Raw genomic sequence first — 15,934 nt, forward strand, 5'->3', positions numbered from 1 at the left:
CGGAATTGCTTGGGCCGCAGCATTGATCCCTCTGGCGACCTGCTTTGGTCTGGGTTGACACGGGGCAGTATTGCCCGGCATCACCGCCGCAAAAGCAGGGGATGTGCCGGTGAGCGATGATCTGAAACGAGAAGCGGCTCGCATGGCCTTGTCGCAGGTTCAACCCGGCATGCGGCTCGGCCTGGGCACCGGTTCGACCGCTTGGCACTTTGTTGATCTGCTCGGCGAGAAAGTGGCCCAGGGTTTCGAGTGCATCTGCGTGCCGACTTCGGAGCGCACCGCCGAGCAGGCGATGGGCCTCGGCATCGCGCTCAGCGACCTTGATCATCTCGATCGCCTTGACCTCACCGTCGACGGTGCCGACGAGATCGACCCCCACCTCAATTTGATCAAGGGCGCCGGCGGGGCGTTGCTGCGCGAAAAGATCGTAGCGGCGGCCTCGGATGCAATGATCGTGATTGCCGATGGCTCCAAGGTCGTGGAGCAATTGGGCAGGTTTGCACTTCCGGTGGAGGTCAACGCCTTTGGTTTTGGCGCCACCATGCGAGCCCTCGACGCCGTAATGACTGCCCATGGCGCCGAGGGCCAAGCCAAGCTGCGCCATACTGCCGACGGTCAGGCCTACCATACGGATGGCGGTCACCTGATCGTTGATGCTTGTTTTGGCCGCATTTCGACGCCAGAAGCGCTGTCGCGCGATCTCCTTGACATACCAGGGGTGGTGCAGCATGGGCTTTTTCTTAACATGTGCAAAACCGCTTATGTGGCGACGCCGGATGGCGTAAGAACCATGCAGCGCGGGGACTGACCAACAGCGAGGTTCGATCAGGATGGCATTTTCGACGAAACGGGGTTTGACTGGGCGCGCTAAAGCGCTGCTCGCGGTGACACTCAGCGCCGGGCTGTTTGCTCTGGCCGCTCCCGCCATGGCCCAGGAAGTGCCGCCCGAGCAACTGGCGCTGGCGCGCAAATATGTGGAACTGACGGACCGCTCCGCTATCTATGAAGTGACCCTGGTCGAAACTGGCGTGCAGACCATGCGCCAGATCATCCAGCAGAACCCAGAACTGGTCGACGCCACCGACAAGGCCATTTCGAAGGTGTTGGAGGAGTACAAGGGCCGCAAGGGCGAACTGATGGACCAGTTTGCCCGCGTTTATGCGGTGCGCTTCACCAACGAAGACTTGCAGCAGATCGTCGCCTTCTACGAATCGCCAGTCGGCCAGAAGCTGGCGCAAGCCAATTCAGAACTGAATACCGACCTGCAACGGGTCTTGATGGTGTTCACCAACAATGTGCAGCGTGAGTTCTTCGCCAAGGTGCGAAGCGAGCTTCGCGCCAATGGCGTCGAGATCTGATCCAGACGCATATGACCCCGCCTTGTGCGGGGTCTTTTTGTATGCAATGCGCCGCTCCATATTTAGGGGCGGTACTTGTGGGGCGTTGCAATGAGCGAAGCATATGATCTGGTCGTGATCGGCGGGGGCTCCGGCGGCGTCCGCGCCGCACGGATGGCCGCCAGCTATGGCGCGCGAACCGCTATCATCGAAGAATTCCGCGTTGGCGGGACCTGCGTGATCCGGGGCTGCGTACCCAAAAAGCTCTATGTCTATGCCAGCCGCTTCAACGAGCTGTTCGACATCGCCTCCAGCTTTGGCTGGCAGGTGGATGCTTCCTTTGATTGGCCCACGCTTGTGGCTGCCAAGGAAAAGGAAATCAGCCGCCTCGAGCACGCCTACACCACCAATCTGGAAAACCCCGGCGTCGAGGTGATCAAGGATCGCGCGGTGGTGACCGGGCCCAATGGCGTGCATCTGCTGAGGTCCAATCGCGATCTGCAGGCGCGCCATATCCTTGTGGCCACCGGCGGGCAGCCCATTGTTCCCGATATTCCGGGCGCCGAGTTGGCGATCACCTCCAACGAAGTCTTCGACCTGCCGCGCTTGCCCCATTCGATCCTGATCGCAGGCGGCGGCTATATCGCGGTTGAATTTGCCACCATCTTTGCCGGACTTGGCGTCAACACCAGCATCGTTTATCGCGGCGACTGCGTGATGCGCGGCTTCGACGACGACTTGCGCCGCGGGCTCGAGGCGGGGCTGCAGGAACGCGGCATCCGGCTGATTTACCAGACCACGATCAAATCGCTGGTGCAGCAGGGCGATGATATCGCCGCGACCTTCAGCGACGGGGTGACGGCGCCTTTTGGCGCGGTGATGTTCGCTGTGGGGCGGCGGCCCAATGTCGAGGGGCTGGGTCTCGAAACGGCCGATGTCGAGCTGACCGCTGGCGGCGCCATTGCGGTGGACGAATATTCGCGCTCGTCCTGCCCATCCATCTATGCAGTGGGCGACGTGACCGGGCGGGCTGCGCTGACGCCCGTTGCGATCCGCGAAGGCTGGTACTTCGCCGAAACGGTGTTCAACAACAATCCCTTGGCCGTGGATCATTCCCTGATCCCGACCGCGGTTTTTAGCGAGCCCGAACTGGGCGCCATTGGCCTGACCGAGGCTGAGGCCGCGACGCATGGCGACATCGATGTTTATATCGCGCGCTTCCGTCCGATGATGAACAGCCTCTCGACGCGCACCGAGCGCATGATCCTCAAGCTCATCACCGAGGCCAATGGCGGCAAGGTGCTGGGCTGCCACATCCTCGGGCCGGGGGCAGGGGAGATGATCCAGCTCGTCGCCATCCCGATGAGCATGGGCGCCAGCAAGGCCGATTTCGACCGGGCCATTGCCGTTCATCCCACCGCGGCCGAGGAACTGGTGACCTTCAAGGGCCCGACCTATGTTTACCGGGACGGCGCCAAGGTCTGAGCCGATAAGGCTTGGCAGGCCGGCGCGGCCTTGGTAGACCGCCCCTGATCTGGATAGCGGGAAAGCGAGACAACCCATGACCACTTGGACCCCCGGCAGCTGGCGCGACAAGCCCATCCTGCAGGTGCCCGCCTATCCCGATCCGGTTGCCCTGGCCGAAGCCGAGCGCCAGTTAGCGACCTTTCCGCCGCTGGTATTTGCCGGCGAGGCACGGGACCTCAAGACCAAGCTCGCGGCAGTCGCGCGCGGCGAAGCCTTCCTGCTTCAAGGCGGGGACTGTGCCGAAAGCTTTGCCGAGCACGGCGCCGACCATATTCGCGATTTCTTCCGCGTGTTTCTCCAGATGGCCGTGGTGCTCACCCATGGCGCCTCCAAACCCGTGGTCAAGGTCGGACGCGTTGCCGGCCAGTTCGCCAAGCCCCGGTCTGCCGATACCGAAGTTATCGATGGGGTGGAACTGCCCTCCTATCGCGGCGATATCATCAACGCCATCGAGTTCACCGAAGGGGCCCGCCTACCCGACCCCGATCGCATGCTGCAGGCTTATCGGCAATCGGCGGCAACGCTGAACCTGCTGCGTGCCTTTGCCTCGGGCGGCTATGCCGAACTGACCCGCATCCATGAATGGACCGTCGGGTTCATGAAGGGCTCGAACTGGTATCCGCGCTACGAGGAAGTAGCGCGCAAGATCGACGACGCCATCACCTTCATGGCCGCGCTCGGCCTTAACCCGGACAATACCCCGGCCTTGCGTCAGACCAGTTTCTTCACCAGCCATGAAGCGCTGCTCCTCGGTTATGAAGAAGCGCTGACCCGCCGCGATTCCATTACCAATGACTGGTACGCCACGTCGGGTCACATGCTCTGGATCGGCGATCGCACCCGGCAGCCCGATGGCGCCCATGTGGAATATTTCGCCGGCATCCACAACCCGATCGGCATCAAGTGCGGCCCGTCCTTGGCCAGTGAGGACTTGCTGCGCCTGCTCGATCGCTTGAACCCGACCGATGAAGCGGGCCGCATCACGCTGATCTGCCGGTTTGGCGCGGAGAAGGTGCATGAGCACCTGCCGCGGCTGATCGAAACCGTGCAACGCGCCGGACGTACCGTGGTTTGGTGCTGTGACCCAATGCACGGCAACACGATCAAGGCCTCCACGGGCTACAAGACGCGGCCCTTTGATCGCGTGTTGTCGGAAGTTCGCTCCTTTTTCGAAGTGCATCGGGAAATGGGCACTTACGCCGGCGGGGTCCATATTGAGATGACGGGCGATGATGTCACCGAATGCGTAGGTGGCGTTTCGGCAGTAACCGAGGCCTCGCTGTCAGATCGCTATCACACTTATTGCGACCCTCGGCTCAACGCCAGTCAGGCGCTGGAACTGGCCTTCCTAGTCGCCGAAGAGGTGCATGCGCAAAAGCCGCCACGGCAGCACGCGCTGGCGGGCGAGTAACAGCCGCGTGATCTGCCGCGATCAACACTGACCGGGTGTTGATCGACGGGCGGGCTTGCTGTCCTATGCCAGCGCTTCGCTGACCCTGCTGAAAGTCGTTCATGCCAAGATCCCTGTTCCCTGCGGCATCGCCAGAGGTGCGCGCCCGCCTCGAACTGGACCCGACGATCAAACTGATCAATCATTATGATTGGGCTTCCAACCCGCTGGGTCCAATTCCAGCTTGGCCGGAAAGCCTCAAGGGGGCCGTCCGGGTCATGCTCGCGACCTCCACCCCAATGGCCATGCTGATCGGCTCTCAGGGCATCCTGATCTACAACAACGCCTATGCGGTGTTCGCCGGCGAACGGCACCCACACATCTTCGGACTTCCCGCCGAACAAGCCTGGCCTGAAATTGCCGAGTTCAACCGCCACAAGATTGACTTGGGACTGCGCGGGGAAACCCTGCATCTCGAGGAGCAGGAACTGCTCCTCAATCGCAACGGCACGCCTGAAGCGGTGTGGCTGGACCTTCATTATAGCCCTGTGCTGGCGGAAGACGGCACCCCTTTGGCGGTGCTTTGCATTGTTCAGGAAACGACCACCCGAGTGCTGGCCGAGCGTGCCGTGGCCCGCAGTGAGGAGCGACTGTCGCTTGCGTTGAACAGCTCAACCCTGGTGGGAACCTGGGATTGGGACATTGTGGCCAACAGCGTCACCGCCGACGAAAAATTCGCCACCATGTATAATCTCGATGCGGCCACGGCCAAGACCGGGATCGCGCTTGAAGGCTTCATGCAGGCAATTCACCCCGAGGACGTGGAACGGGTGGGCGTCGAGATCAGGGCCGCCTTGGCAGACGGCTCACCCTTCCGCTCGCAATATCGCCTGCTTGGACCTGATGGCACGATAAGGTGGGTTATCGCCTCGGGGCGTCCGCGTTTGGGCGACGATGGCAATGCCATCCGCTTCCCCGGGGTCGTGGTGGATGTCACCGAGCAGCGCCGTGCGTCGGACGCGCTGGCGGAAAGCGAGCTGCGCTTCCGCACCCTGACCAATGCCATGCCACAGATGGTGTGGTCGACCCTTCCTGACGGCTTTCACGACTATTACAATGACCGCTGGTACCAGTTCACTGGGGTGCCGCAGGGTTCCACCGATGGGGAAGGCTGGAACAACCTGTTTCACCCCGATGATCAGCAGCGAGCCTGGGCGATCTGGCGCAACTCCCTGGAAACGGGCGAGCCATACCAGATCGAGTACCGGCTGCGGCATCATACCGGCGAGTACCGGTGGACCTTGGGTTTGGCACTGCCGATCCGTGATAGCCAGGACCGTATCATACGCTGGTTCGGCACCCTCACCGATATCCATGAGACCAAGCTTGCGGCCACCGAGCGGGATCTGGTGGCGCAGGAGCTGAGCCATCGAATCAAGAACATCTTTGCGGTATTAACCGGCATCATAAGCCTGTCGGCGCGCAGCCAGCCGGAGATCAAGCCTTTTGCCGATCAGCTGCGCCAGCGCATCTTCGCTCTGAGCGAGGCGCATGATTTTGTCCGGCCCCATTCTGCCCGCTTACAGGACACCGAACACCAGGGCTCACTCTGGGCCTTGATCGAGCGCCTCCTGCAAGCCTACCACCGGGAGGGTACCGCGCGGGTCAGCTTCCGCGGTGAGGACGCTCCGATCGATGATGGCGCGGCTACTCCACTTGCACTCCTGTTCCATGAGCTGGGCACCAATGCCGCGAAATACGGCGCGCTGAGCGTCGCCGATGGGGAGGTGGTGCTGGAAGGCCGGGTAAGCGAGGATGGCTACCATCTCTCCTGGAAGGAGCGGGGCGGTCCGGTTCTTGATGGCGCGAGGCGACCGGAAGGTTTCGGCTCACGCCTCGTGAGCCTGAGCGTGGAAGGCCAGATGCGTGGCAAGGTCGAGCGGATCTGGGAAGCGGACGGGCTGAGGGTGGAGGTCGACCTTCCTGCTACGGCTCTGCGCCGCTCCGGGCGGTTGCAGAGCTAGAGCAACGGCTTGGTCAGCACTCCGTGGGCTCGTGCGTGGGGTCGAGCCAATCAAACAGCTGCAAACGACGGGGCGGGGCAGCTTCCTGCGCCTGGCGCCGAGCCACGGCATAGCCCACAGCGTCCCGTAGTTCCTTATCCGTGACCGGCTTGGGCAATACGCCCAGGGTGCCGGGAATGCCGGTGCCAAGCTGCGAAGGGTTGGCCGTCATGAACAGCACGGTGACGCCATGAGTTTGGCTGAGAGCCCGGCCAATGGCCGCCCCGGTAGGACCATCCTCAAGATTGAGGTCCACGAGGGCAACGTCAGTCGTTGCCGCGAGGCTAAGGGCCGTACGCTGGTCGGCAGCAATGCCCACCGGCTGGTGCCCCATTTCCGCGATGACATGCTCGATTTCGGTGGCAACGAAGATCTCGTCTTCAACTACCAGTATTCTGCAACTCATCACGCAAACTCTCGTCGGGTACTGGAGGGCAACTCGCTCGACCGGCTTCGGTTGCGCCGTGATTGGTCGCCGCCAGCCCTATACCCGATTACACCTTAAGATAGTTAGCGAAAAGTCTCTGTCTACACTTAGCGGACTGTTAACCCTAATAAGGCATCAATGTGGCGTTGGGCTGAACGGCCCGGGTCTCAGAGGTTCCGATGAAGCGCACCCTCACCATTGCCTCCCTGCTTGCCGGAAGCGTTGCCTTGCCGGCAACTGCGGCTGACTACGGCTATGGGGGAATGCGGACCGCCTATCCCACCAACTGGCAGATCGGCGAAGACAATCCGCTCCGTTTCGAAGCGGGCGTGCGCTACTGGTATTCGCTCGGCCAGCAATCCTTGTCCCTGCAGGGCTACGAGCAGGACATCAAAAGCACCTCCCATTCGGGGGAGGCCTTTGTCCGCATCGATGACGACAGCACGCGCTCCTTCTTGGAGGCCAATGTCGGTTACGCCTTTGCTACGAGCGGGGACTACTCCACGGATGGCATCGGGGGGACCTTCGATCTCCCTGGCGCGCGGTTGGGCTATGTCGGTGCTGACTTCGGCATGATGCCGTTCGGCAATGAGAGCTTTGGCGTCGGGGCTGTGATCGGCTACCAATACTTCAATGAATCGCCCGATACCGGCCGCGCCTCGTTCACTACGGCTCGTTCAGCCAGCGACATCGCCTGGTCCAGTTCCACTGGAGACTGGTCCATAGGGTTCGACAGCGAGCCCAACAACTTCGACATCCACGCGGCCAAGATCGGCCTAGTTAGCCGCTTCGAAGTGGCGGATGCTTTCGACATCACTGCAGAAGCTGCAGCATTGCCCTATGCATGGGTGGACGGTACTCTCGGGACTCTGGACCTGGTGCCCGAAGATTTCGGCGGCAACACTTTCCTCGCCTCTGCGGCCAGCGTCGGTGGCTACGCCTATGGCGCTGCGGGCAAGTTAATGGTTGGCTTTCACCCAACCGAGAACCTGACGGTTCGGATCGGCGGCCGGGCTTCCTATCTCCAAGGTGAGTACGACGCGACCTTCGACACTGCAACGGTGACGCCGCCGCAACCGTCCTTCCAACCCGATGGCACGCCGGCGGACCCGGCATACACGGCGCCCAATCTTTCGCGGCAGTCCTATATCTCGACCAACAATCCCTTTACATTCTTCCGCTACGGCGCCCTGTTTGAGCTGGCCGGCCGCTTCTGAACCATCGGCCGTGATCAGCCGTTACCGGCTTGTTCTGCCGGGGGCGAGTGGGTAAGGCTTGCGCGCGCTTCGTTCGCCTTGGCCGGAGCGTATCCGCGTCAGCTATAGGCCTATATCGTGACCGACCACCTGCGTATCGCGCTTGCTCAGCTCAATCCCAAAGTGGGCGACCTGGATGGAAACCTGGTGCTGGCGCGTGGCGCGCTGGCGCAAGCCGCGGCCGCCAAAGCCGATATCCTGCTGCTCTCGGAGCTGTTTCTGACCGGCTATATTGCCGACGATCTTCTGTTCAAGCCCCAGTTCGTGGCCGATGCCATCAAGGCGGCGCAGGATCTGGCAGCCGACACGGCCGGCACCGATGTGGCGCTGATCATTCCCACCATTTGGCAGGCGGAAACCGGCTTCCACAACGCGCTCATTGTCGCTGAAAAGGGCGAGATCACCGCCGTCCGCTTCAAGCGCGAACTGCCGCGCAACGATGTGTTCTATGAGGAACGCTACTTCACCTCCGGCCCCCTTCCGCTCCCGGTCAGCATCAAGGGGGTCTCGATCGGCCTGCCGATTTGCGAGGATATCTGGCACCCCTGGGTGTGCCAGCACCTGATCCAGGCTGGCGCCGAAATGCTGCTTTGCCCCAACGGGTCGCCTTACTGGTCGCAGAAGCACGAAGTCAGGGACCGCCTGGTGCGCGCACGCACCTCCGAAGACGATGTGCCCATGCTTTATCTCAACCAGATCGGCGGGCAGGACGAACTGGTTTATGATGGCGCCTCCTTTGGCATGGAGCCGGGCGACAAGCTGGTGTTCCGTGGCGAGACCTTCGCGCCCGATTTCATCCTCTCCGATTGGGAGCGCCGCGACGGGCGCTGGACCTGCGTGGAGGGTCAGATCAAGCCGCAGCTTTCCCCAGAGGAAACGCCGTGGCGTGCCTGCGTGCTGGCACTGCGCGACTATGTCCGCAAGAACGGCTTCAAGCAGGTGGTGCTGGGGCTGTCCGGCGGCATCGACAGCGCGGTGGTGGCGGCAATGGCGGTGGATGCGCTTGGTGCCGAGAATGTCCACTGCATCATGCTGCCTTATCACTACACCTCCGAGGCAAGCCTTGTGGACGCCAAGCAATGCGCCGAGCTGCTCGGCGTGCGCTATGACGTCGTCGCCATTGGCGGGCCTGTGGATCAGGCGCTCAAGGAACTCGAACCGATTTTTGCCGGCCGGCCCGCTGATCTTGCCGAAGAAAATATCCAGTCGCGCATGCGCGGCGTGATCCTGATGGCGGTGTCCAACAAGCTGGGCTCGATGCTCCTGAGCACGGGCAACAAGTCGGAAATGGCCGTGGGTTACGCCACCATCTATGGCGACATGAACGGGGGCTTCAACCCGCTCAAGGATATGCTCAAGATGCAGGTCTATAAGCTTGCGGATTGGCGCAACAGCCACCTGCCGGGCGACTGTCTTGGACCGGCCGGTCCGGTCATCCCGCAAAATATCATCGACAAGGCGCCGAGTGCCGAGTTGCGGCCCGACCAGACCGACCAGGATAGCCTGCCGCCCTATCCGGTGCTCGACGCCATCATCGAGGGGCTGGTGGAGGACGAGTTGTCGATCGCCGAGGTCGCAGCGAAGGGACATGACCTGGCGCTGGTGCAGCGCATCGACCGGCTCATCACCACCGCCGAATACAAGCGCCGGCAATCGCCGCCCGGACCCAAACTGACCTGGCGTGCCTTTGGCATGGGGCGCCGCTATCCCATCACCAATGGCTATCGCGATCGGACCGGCGCATGAGCGCACCTGTTGTACGCTGGGCCCCGTCACCCACGGGGCGCATTCACCTGGGCAATGCGCGGCCGGCGCTGTTGAACTGGTTCTTCGCCCGCCGGCACGGCGGCCGCTATGTGCTGCGCATGGACGACACCGATGCTGCGCGCTCCACCCGTGAGTTCGCGGACGGTATCGAGGTGGATTTGGCGTGGTTCGGCGTCAAACCCGATCTGCTGGTGCGTCAATCGGAGCGGACTGCGCTTTACGAGGCGGCGCGCGAGCAGTTGATCGCCGCGGGTAGGTTGTATCCCTGCTACGAAACCGAGGACGAGTTGGATCGGCGGCGCAAGCGGGCTCGGGCCATGGGCAAGCCTCCCATCTATGATCGGGCGGCGCTAAAACTCACGGCCGAAGATCGCGCGCGGCTCGAGGCCGAAGGACGGCGCCCGCATTGGCGCTTCAAGCTCGATGGCAAGCCGGTTCAGTTCGATGACCTGATCAAGGGGCCGCAGACCGTCAACACCGCCTCCATGTCCGATCCGGTGCTGGTGCGCGAAGATGGCTCCTACCTTTATACGCTGCCCTCAGTCGTCGATGACATCGACCTGGGCATCACCCATGTGATTCGGGGTGAGGACCATGTGTCCAATACGGGCACGCAGATCGAGATCTTCGAAGCCTTGAGCGGGGCCGTGCCGCAGTTCGGGCACCACAATCTGCTGACCGATGCCGAAGGGCAGGGCTTTTCCAAGCGGCTTGGCTCCCAGTCGATCGCGGACTTCCGGCAGGAAGGCTATGAGCCCCTGGCGGTGGCCATCATGGCGACGCTGACCGGCACGAGCATTCCCGTCGAGCCCTATGAGTCACTCGACGCCGTGGCGGAATTGCTCGACTTTGCGGCAATCTCGCATGGACCAGCCCGGTTCGATCCGGCCGAACTCGACACGCTCAATTCGCGTATCCTACACGCCATGCCTTATTCCGAAGCGCAGCCACGCCTCGAGCAGTTGGGTCTTGATGACGAGCCGCTCTGGCTGGTGCTGCGCGAGAACTTGGCCAAGTTCGGTGATGTGGTGGAATGGGCCAAGCTGATCCGCGGCCCGGTGCAGCCGGTGATCGCGCAGGAAGACCGCGACTTCCTCGTGGCCGCGCGCGAGTTGCTGCCAGCTGAGCCCTGGTCAATCGAGACCTGGGGCGAGTGGACGGGGGCCGTAAAGGCCCAGACCGGCCGCAAGGGCAAGGGCTTGTTCCTGCCCCTCCGCCTTGCACTGACCGGTCGCCACGATGGGCCCGAGCTTAAGAGCCTGCTGCCGCTGCTTGGGCGTAAGGCGTGTCTGGACCGACTACCCTGACCACCTTGTCGCCGAACTGAACCAGCCGCAGGCTTTTGTCTTCGGCGGTTTGCGGCGCAGGCCGGGTGACCGGGGTCTCGCCGGGGCCGGCAGGACGCGGCCGCGGCAGAGGAACATCGATCAGCGTGGCCGTTTGCAATGACGCCTCGACCGGCGCGACGGCTGCTGGCATCTGCCGGCGCGGATCGCGCGGGGGCAGGGGGAAGCTCACGCCTGATACTTCAGCGATGGTCCGGTTCTGGCCGTCAGCTGATACGGCGTTCCGGATCGTGCCCCCGCCAGCCGGGGTAGCACGGCAGCTGCTTTGCATATCCACCGCCTCGCGATATTTAAACGCGTTGGGCAAGGCGGAATAAGGCTGGCCACTGACGTTGCGCATCTGCTCAACTTCCTGACCCGGATTGTCGTAGAAATAGAGTTCCACCGGTGTGTTGGGACACATCGCCTGGCATTGCTGGGCGTCATTGCCGACGTAATCGGTCAAAGTGGCGTAGCTGATGGGCCAGAAGTAACCATCGCTCAACCGCACGCAGAGCGTTCGCACAGTGTTGGAGCCCTGGCTGCCCCAATAAGCGCCATCGTCGACCAGGTCGCCATCGGTGAAATCGCCCTGGGTGGTGGTGCCGAACACGCGATCAAAGATCGACTGCCGCTCGCGCGAGAAATCGGCGCTCGAGCCGCGCCCGGCGCCGCAACCAAAGCGGGCCAATTCCTGCAAAATGGCTTCGCGCTGCTGGGCGACCGCACCGGCGCTGTTCACCGATTGTGAGACCTGGGCATATTGTTCGCGTAAGTCCAGCACATCGCGTCCAATGCTCTGGCAGCGCGGTGACAGAGTGCGGCCGGCTCGTGCATCGTCATTGCAGCCTTCGCGGATGTAACGGCTTTCCGCGCTCTGCACCTGATCAGCGAGGCGACGGGCCGAGCGCGAATTGCCCTGCCGTTGCTGAAAGTCCGCGTTCCGATCGAATTGCCGCAGCGAATCTTCCAGCCGGGCGCAAGCGGCGGCCTGCGCATGCGCCGTGCCAACATCGAGCAGCAGGCAGACAGCTGCCACGAGCAAAAGGAGAAACGGGCGCAGGGTTGTTCTGCTCAAAGTCAATGCGTGGTCCTTGCTTGCGGCTGGAAGCGGCGGCGTTGCAAAAGCCGCATAGGCCAGCGCCGATCTGGTGGCAACACTATAGTCCCCGGCTGGATGGCGTGATAGCGCTGGCGCAACACTCGAGCGGGAGATTGCGCCACGATGAAGCTTGCTACCCTTAGAAATGGTCGCCCCGATGGCCAGCTGGTGGTGGTTTCCGCAGATGGGCAGCGCTGTGTTGCCGCAGGCCGCATTGCGCCCCATCTGCAGGCGGCGCTCGATGACTGGGACAACGCGGCTCCTCAGCTGGCGGCACTCGCGTCCGAGTTGAACGCGGGTGCGATTGCCGGTCAGGTGTTCGAGGCCAGCCAAGCGCTCGCGCCGCTCCCACGCGCCTATCAGTGGATCGATGGCTCGGGCTATATGAGCCATCTCGAACGCGTCCGCACACTGCGAGGCAGCAAGGACGCCGAACTGCAATCCACCCGACCCCTGCTGTATCAGGGGGGTTCGGATACGCTGCTGGCGCCGACCGCGGCGATCGTCGTGCCGGAAAACGATCTGGCGCTCGACTTTGAGGCGGAGATCGCCGTGATCATCGGCCCCGTGCCGATGCAGCCATCCCGCGAGCAAGCGGCCGCTGCCATTCGGCTGGTCACTATCTGCAACGACGTATCCTTGCGCAGGCTGGTGGCCGAGGACCTGCAGGGCGGGTTCGGCTTTTTCCACGCGAAGCCCTCAACCAGCTTCGGCCCCGTCGCCTTGACACCCGACGCCCTGGGCGACGCCTGGCGGGACAACCGTCTGCACCTGCCGCTTCGGGTGGAGGTCAATGGCAATCTGATCGGACAGCCCAATGCCGGACGGGACGTGCAGTTCGATTTCGCCGACCTGATCATGGAGGCCGCTCGCACGCGCAGCCTTGCCGGCGGCACCATTGTCGGCTCGGGCACCGTGTCTAACCGGCATGACGAAACCCTGCCTACCAAGCGCGATGGCATCGGCTTTGCCTGTCTTGCCGAACTGCGCACCGTCGAAAAGACTAAGTTCGGGCGGGCGCGCACGCCGTTTCTGCAGCCGGGCGACAGCCTGCGGATCGCGGCAATCGATGGGGCGGGCAGGGCGCCATTTGGCGAAATCAACCAGCAGGTGGCCCTGCTCGATCGGCCGGCTTGAACGAATTTTCACGATGGGCTTGATTTGCCGGCGGCTTGGGCCGAAGGTGGCGCCATGAAGATCGACGTTAATCCGATTAACGGCTGCGTTATTACCTGCTAACCACGATTTGGCAGCGCGGTCTTCTTTATCCAAAAAACCCGATACTCGAAGCGCCCGCAGCCAGTGCCCATCCGCATGGCCAGGACGTCAACATGAACTCGGGACTGCCGCCGCTTTCGCTCTACAACACGCTGACGCGCCAAGAAGAGCTTTTCGAGCCTCTCGATAGCGGCAATGTGCGGCTCTATGTCTGCGGACCCACCGTTTACGACTACGCCCATATCGGCAATGCGCGGCCAGTGATCGTCTTTGATTTGCTGTTCCGCCTGCTGCGCAACGTCTATGGCGCCGAGCAGGTCACCTATGTCCGCAACATCACGGATGTCGACGACAAGATCAATTCGAGGGCGGCACGCGATTATCCCGACCTGCCGCTCAACGAGGCCATTCGGCAGGTGACGGAAAAAACCGCGGCGCAGTTTGCGGCTGACGTTGAGGAGCTGGGCACGCTCGCCCCCACCTACCAGCCCCGCGCCACCGATTTTGTGCTGCCGCGCCCCGATGGCAAGCCGGATATGGTCAGCCTGATCGAAAAGCTCATTGCCAAGGGCCATGCCTATGAGGCCGCCGGCGAGGTGCTGTTCGATACTACCTCCATGCCCGATTATGGCCGTCTCTCCGGGCGCAATCTGGAAGACAATCTCGCGGGCGCGCGCGTCGCCGTCGACACCCACAAGAAGAACCCGGCCGATTTTGTGCTCTGGAAGCAATCGAGCGCCGATGAGCCGGGCTGGGAGAGCCCTTGGGGGCGAGGGCGCCCGGGCTGGCATATCGAATGCTCGGCAATGAGCGCCGCTTATCTCGGCGAAGTCTTCGATATTCATGGCGGCGGGTTGGACCTGATCTTTCCCCACCATGAAAACGAGATCGCTCAATCGCGCTGCGCGCACGGCACCCACGAAATGGCGCGGGTCTGGATGCATAACGGCTTTCTGCAGGTGGAAGGGCAGAAAATGTCCAAGAGCCTGGGCAATTTCGTCACCATCAACGAACTGCTCGCCACCGAGACATTCGGTGGCCGGCGCTGGCCCGGCGAGGTGCTGCGCCTCGCCATGCTGATGACCCATTATCGCGAGCCGATCGATTTCAGTGTTCGGCGCCTGGAAGAAGCAGAAACCAAGTTGCGCGACTGGCAACGCGCCACCGGGGGTGTCGCAGATGAGGATGGGGCGGCGCCCGACGCAAGTGTGGTTGGGGAGTTGGCCCAGGACCTCAATTTCCATCGCGCCTCGGTGGCGCTCGACTTCATCGCCAAGCGTGCGAACCGGGGAGAGGGCGACGCCCGGCATTGCCTGGCGGCAACGCTGCGCTTCCTCGGCTTCAGCCTCGACGGGCTGCTCGCCAACAGCAGCGATGAGGAGCCGGCCCATGTCGCGGCCGCCGTTGCTGCCCGCCTTGCTGCCCTCAACAGCAAGGACTTTGCCGAGGCTGACCGCATCCGCAGCGAACTGGCCGAGCAGGGCATTGCGCTGATGGACTACAAGGACCCACAAAGCGGCGAGCGTCGCACCAAATGGGAGCTCAAGCGATGATCAGCTCGGAAGGCAATATCGAGGCGCATGCCGGCGGCTGCCAGTGTGGCGCGGTGCGGTTCCGCGTCAAGCTGCTGGGGCGACCGTCCATTTGTCACTGCCGCATGTGCCAGAAGGCCTTTGGTGGTTTTTTCGGGCCCCTGGTCACCGCCCATGATGCGGTCTGGAGCCGCGGTGAGCCGAAATGGTACCAGAGCTCCAACGCGGCGCGGCGCGCCTTTTGCGGCGATTGCGGCACTCCGCTCGCTTATGAAACCCGGTTTGGCCTTGAACTGGCGATCGGTGCTTTCGATGACCCGACGGTTGCTACCCCGGCGTTGCAGGTTAACCTGCACGACAAGTTGCCCTTCTTTGATGATCTGACCAGCTTGCCGGTGCGGACGGAGGACAGCGACGAGTGGCGCGACTTCCTTGCCGGCATCCACTCCAACCAGCATCCGGACCACGACACTTCGGATTGGCCCCCACGGGAGAGTTCACATGAGTGAAAGCTGGAGCGGCGGCTGCCAATGTGGGGCAGTGCGCTATCGGTTCACCGAGCGTCCGAGCAACGCCCATATCTGCCATTGCCGCATGTGCCAGAAGGCCTTTGGCGCTTTTTATGCGCCACTCGTGGGCGGCCGCCGCTCGGCCTGGGAGCTGACGCGAGGAACGCTCGCCACCTTCATGTCGTCCGATCACGCCGAGCGTGGCTTTTGTGCCCGTTGCGGCACGCCGCTGACCTTCCGCTACACCGAGGGCGACCGGATCGCCGTGTCGATCGGCTCGCTGGACCATCCCGAAGCCTTCCCGCCCGTCGACCAGCACGGCACTGAAAGCCGCATCAGCTGGGTGCCTGCGCTGGGCGGCCTGCCTGATTGCCCGGCCAGCGAAGCGGAAGACGCTGAAGGCGCTGCAAGGATTGCCGCCAGCAATCACCAGCACCCCGATCACGACACCGCCACCTGGCCCGAACAGCACTAGAGTTCC

14 protein-coding genes are annotated in these 15,934 nt (G+C 62.8%); 12 read left to right on the forward strand and 2 right to left on the reverse strand.

Annotated elements, in window-relative coordinates:
* Positions 1 to 109: 109 nt before the first annotated feature.
* From rpiA to HRU92_RS01960, 5 genes are all read left to right on the forward strand, one after another.
* A complete protein-coding gene (rpiA, locus tag HRU92_RS01940; RefSeq protein WP_172122793.1) occupies positions 110 to 808 on the forward strand; it encodes a ribose-5-phosphate isomerase RpiA in 699 nt (232 codons plus the stop codon).
* 46 nt (positions 809 to 854) lie between these two features.
* Positions 855 to 1,358, forward strand: coding sequence for a DUF2059 domain-containing protein (locus HRU92_RS01945; protein ID WP_164854754.1), 504 nt, complete (start codon positions 855 to 857; stop codon positions 1,356 to 1,358).
* A 90-nt stretch (positions 1,359 to 1,448) separates the two neighbouring features.
* A complete protein-coding gene (gene gorA, locus HRU92_RS01950; protein ID WP_172122794.1) occupies positions 1,449 to 2,822 on the forward strand; it encodes a glutathione-disulfide reductase in 1,374 nt (457 codons plus the stop codon).
* 76 nt (positions 2,823 to 2,898) lie between these two features.
* Entirely contained in the window at positions 2,899 to 4,275 is a 1,377-nt protein-coding gene (locus tag HRU92_RS01955) for a 3-deoxy-7-phosphoheptulonate synthase class II (RefSeq protein WP_172122795.1), read from the forward strand.
* Between the two features lie 101 nt (positions 4,276 to 4,376).
* Complete coding sequence (locus HRU92_RS01960; RefSeq protein WP_172122796.1) at positions 4,377 to 6,278, forward strand: PAS domain-containing protein; 1,902 nt, start codon at positions 4,377 to 4,379, stop codon at positions 6,276 to 6,278.
* A 13-nt stretch (positions 6,279 to 6,291) separates the two neighbouring features.
* Here the strand turns inward: HRU92_RS01960 and HRU92_RS01965 are convergent, their stop codons facing one another.
* Positions 6,292 to 6,786: a response regulator gene (locus HRU92_RS01965; protein WP_349236735.1), complete on the reverse strand. Its 495-nt coding sequence runs from the start codon at positions 6,784 to 6,786 to the stop codon at positions 6,292 to 6,294.
* A 137-nt stretch (positions 6,787 to 6,923) separates the two neighbouring features.
* Here HRU92_RS01965 and HRU92_RS01970 point away from each other — a divergent pair, with 137 nt between their 5' ends.
* The 3 genes from HRU92_RS01970 (at position 6,924) to gltX (ending at position 11,074) form a co-directional block, all read left to right on the forward strand.
* Entirely contained in the window at positions 6,924 to 7,961 is a 1,038-nt protein-coding gene (locus tag HRU92_RS01970; protein WP_172122798.1) for a hypothetical protein, read from the forward strand.
* A gap of 117 nt (positions 7,962 to 8,078) precedes the next feature.
* Entirely contained in the window at positions 8,079 to 9,746 is a 1,668-nt protein-coding gene (locus HRU92_RS01975) for an NAD+ synthase (RefSeq protein WP_172122799.1), read from the forward strand.
* Positions 9,743 to 11,074: a glutamate--tRNA ligase gene (gltX, locus tag HRU92_RS01980; protein ID WP_172122800.1), complete on the forward strand. Its 1,332-nt coding sequence runs from the start codon at positions 9,743 to 9,745 to the stop codon at positions 11,072 to 11,074. Before HRU92_RS01975 ends, gltX begins: the two co-directional genes overlap by 4 nt.
* Here gltX and HRU92_RS01985 read toward each other — a convergent pair.
* Positions 11,019 to 12,170 (reverse strand): DUF2865 domain-containing protein, encoded by a 1,152-nt coding sequence (locus tag HRU92_RS01985; RefSeq protein WP_172122801.1) that lies wholly within the window; start codon positions 12,168 to 12,170, stop codon positions 11,019 to 11,021. The genes gltX and HRU92_RS01985 overlap by 56 nt on opposite strands.
* Before the next feature lie 147 nt (positions 12,171 to 12,317).
* Between HRU92_RS01985 and HRU92_RS01990 the strand changes: the two genes are divergently transcribed.
* The 4 genes from HRU92_RS01990 to HRU92_RS02005 all read left to right on the forward strand — a co-directional run bounded on the left by HRU92_RS01990 (position 12,318) and on the right by HRU92_RS02005 (position 15,928).
* Positions 12,318 to 13,331 (forward strand): fumarylacetoacetate hydrolase family protein, encoded by a 1,014-nt coding sequence (locus HRU92_RS01990; protein WP_173087480.1) that lies wholly within the window; start codon positions 12,318 to 12,320, stop codon positions 13,329 to 13,331.
* Positions 13,332 to 13,525: 194 nt separating this feature from the next.
* Positions 13,526 to 14,965, forward strand: coding sequence for a cysteine--tRNA ligase (gene cysS / locus HRU92_RS01995; RefSeq protein WP_173087482.1), 1,440 nt, complete (start codon positions 13,526 to 13,528; stop codon positions 14,963 to 14,965).
* Positions 14,962 to 15,453 (forward strand): GFA family protein, encoded by a 492-nt coding sequence (locus tag HRU92_RS02000; protein WP_172122804.1) that lies wholly within the window; start codon positions 14,962 to 14,964, stop codon positions 15,451 to 15,453. The genes cysS and HRU92_RS02000 overlap by 4 nt, the downstream gene beginning before the upstream one ends.
* Complete coding sequence (locus HRU92_RS02005; protein ID WP_172122805.1) at positions 15,446 to 15,928, forward strand: GFA family protein; 483 nt, start codon at positions 15,446 to 15,448, stop codon at positions 15,926 to 15,928. Before HRU92_RS02000 ends, HRU92_RS02005 begins: the two co-directional genes overlap by 8 nt.
* The last annotated feature ends 6 nt before the right edge of the window (positions 15,929 to 15,934 follow it).

It is taken from the genome of Devosia sp. 1635 (assembly GCF_013185955.1).
In the GTDB taxonomy this organism is placed as follows: Bacteria; Pseudomonadota; Alphaproteobacteria; order Rhizobiales; family Devosiaceae; genus Devosia.

Excerpts from the sequence above, each read along its gene's own strand:
- HRU92_RS01960 (WP_172122796.1), top strand. The coding sequence starts at position 4,377 with ATGCCAAGATCCCTGTTCCCTGCGGCATCGCCAGAGGTGCGCGCCCGC.
- cysS (WP_173087482.1), top strand. The coding sequence starts at position 13,526 with ATGAACTCGGGACTGCCGCCGCTTTCGCTCTACAACACGCTGACGCGC.
- HRU92_RS01970 (WP_172122798.1), top strand. The coding sequence starts at position 6,924 with ATGAAGCGCACCCTCACCATTGCCTCCCTGCTTGCCGGAAGCGTTGCC.
- HRU92_RS01955 (WP_172122795.1), top strand. The coding sequence starts at position 2,899 with ATGACCACTTGGACCCCCGGCAGCTGGCGCGACAAGCCCATCCTGCAG.
- gorA (WP_172122794.1), top strand. The coding sequence starts at position 1,449 with ATGAGCGAAGCATATGATCTGGTCGTGATCGGCGGGGGCTCCGGCGGC.
- HRU92_RS02005 (WP_172122805.1), top strand. The coding sequence starts at position 15,446 with ATGAGTGAAAGCTGGAGCGGCGGCTGCCAATGTGGGGCAGTGCGCTAT.
- HRU92_RS01990 (WP_173087480.1), top strand. The coding sequence starts at position 12,318 with ATGAAGCTTGCTACCCTTAGAAATGGTCGCCCCGATGGCCAGCTGGTG.
- gltX (WP_172122800.1), top strand. The coding sequence starts at position 9,743 with ATGAGCGCACCTGTTGTACGCTGGGCCCCGTCACCCACGGGGCGCATT.
- HRU92_RS02000 (WP_172122804.1), top strand. The coding sequence starts at position 14,962 with ATGATCAGCTCGGAAGGCAATATCGAGGCGCATGCCGGCGGCTGCCAG.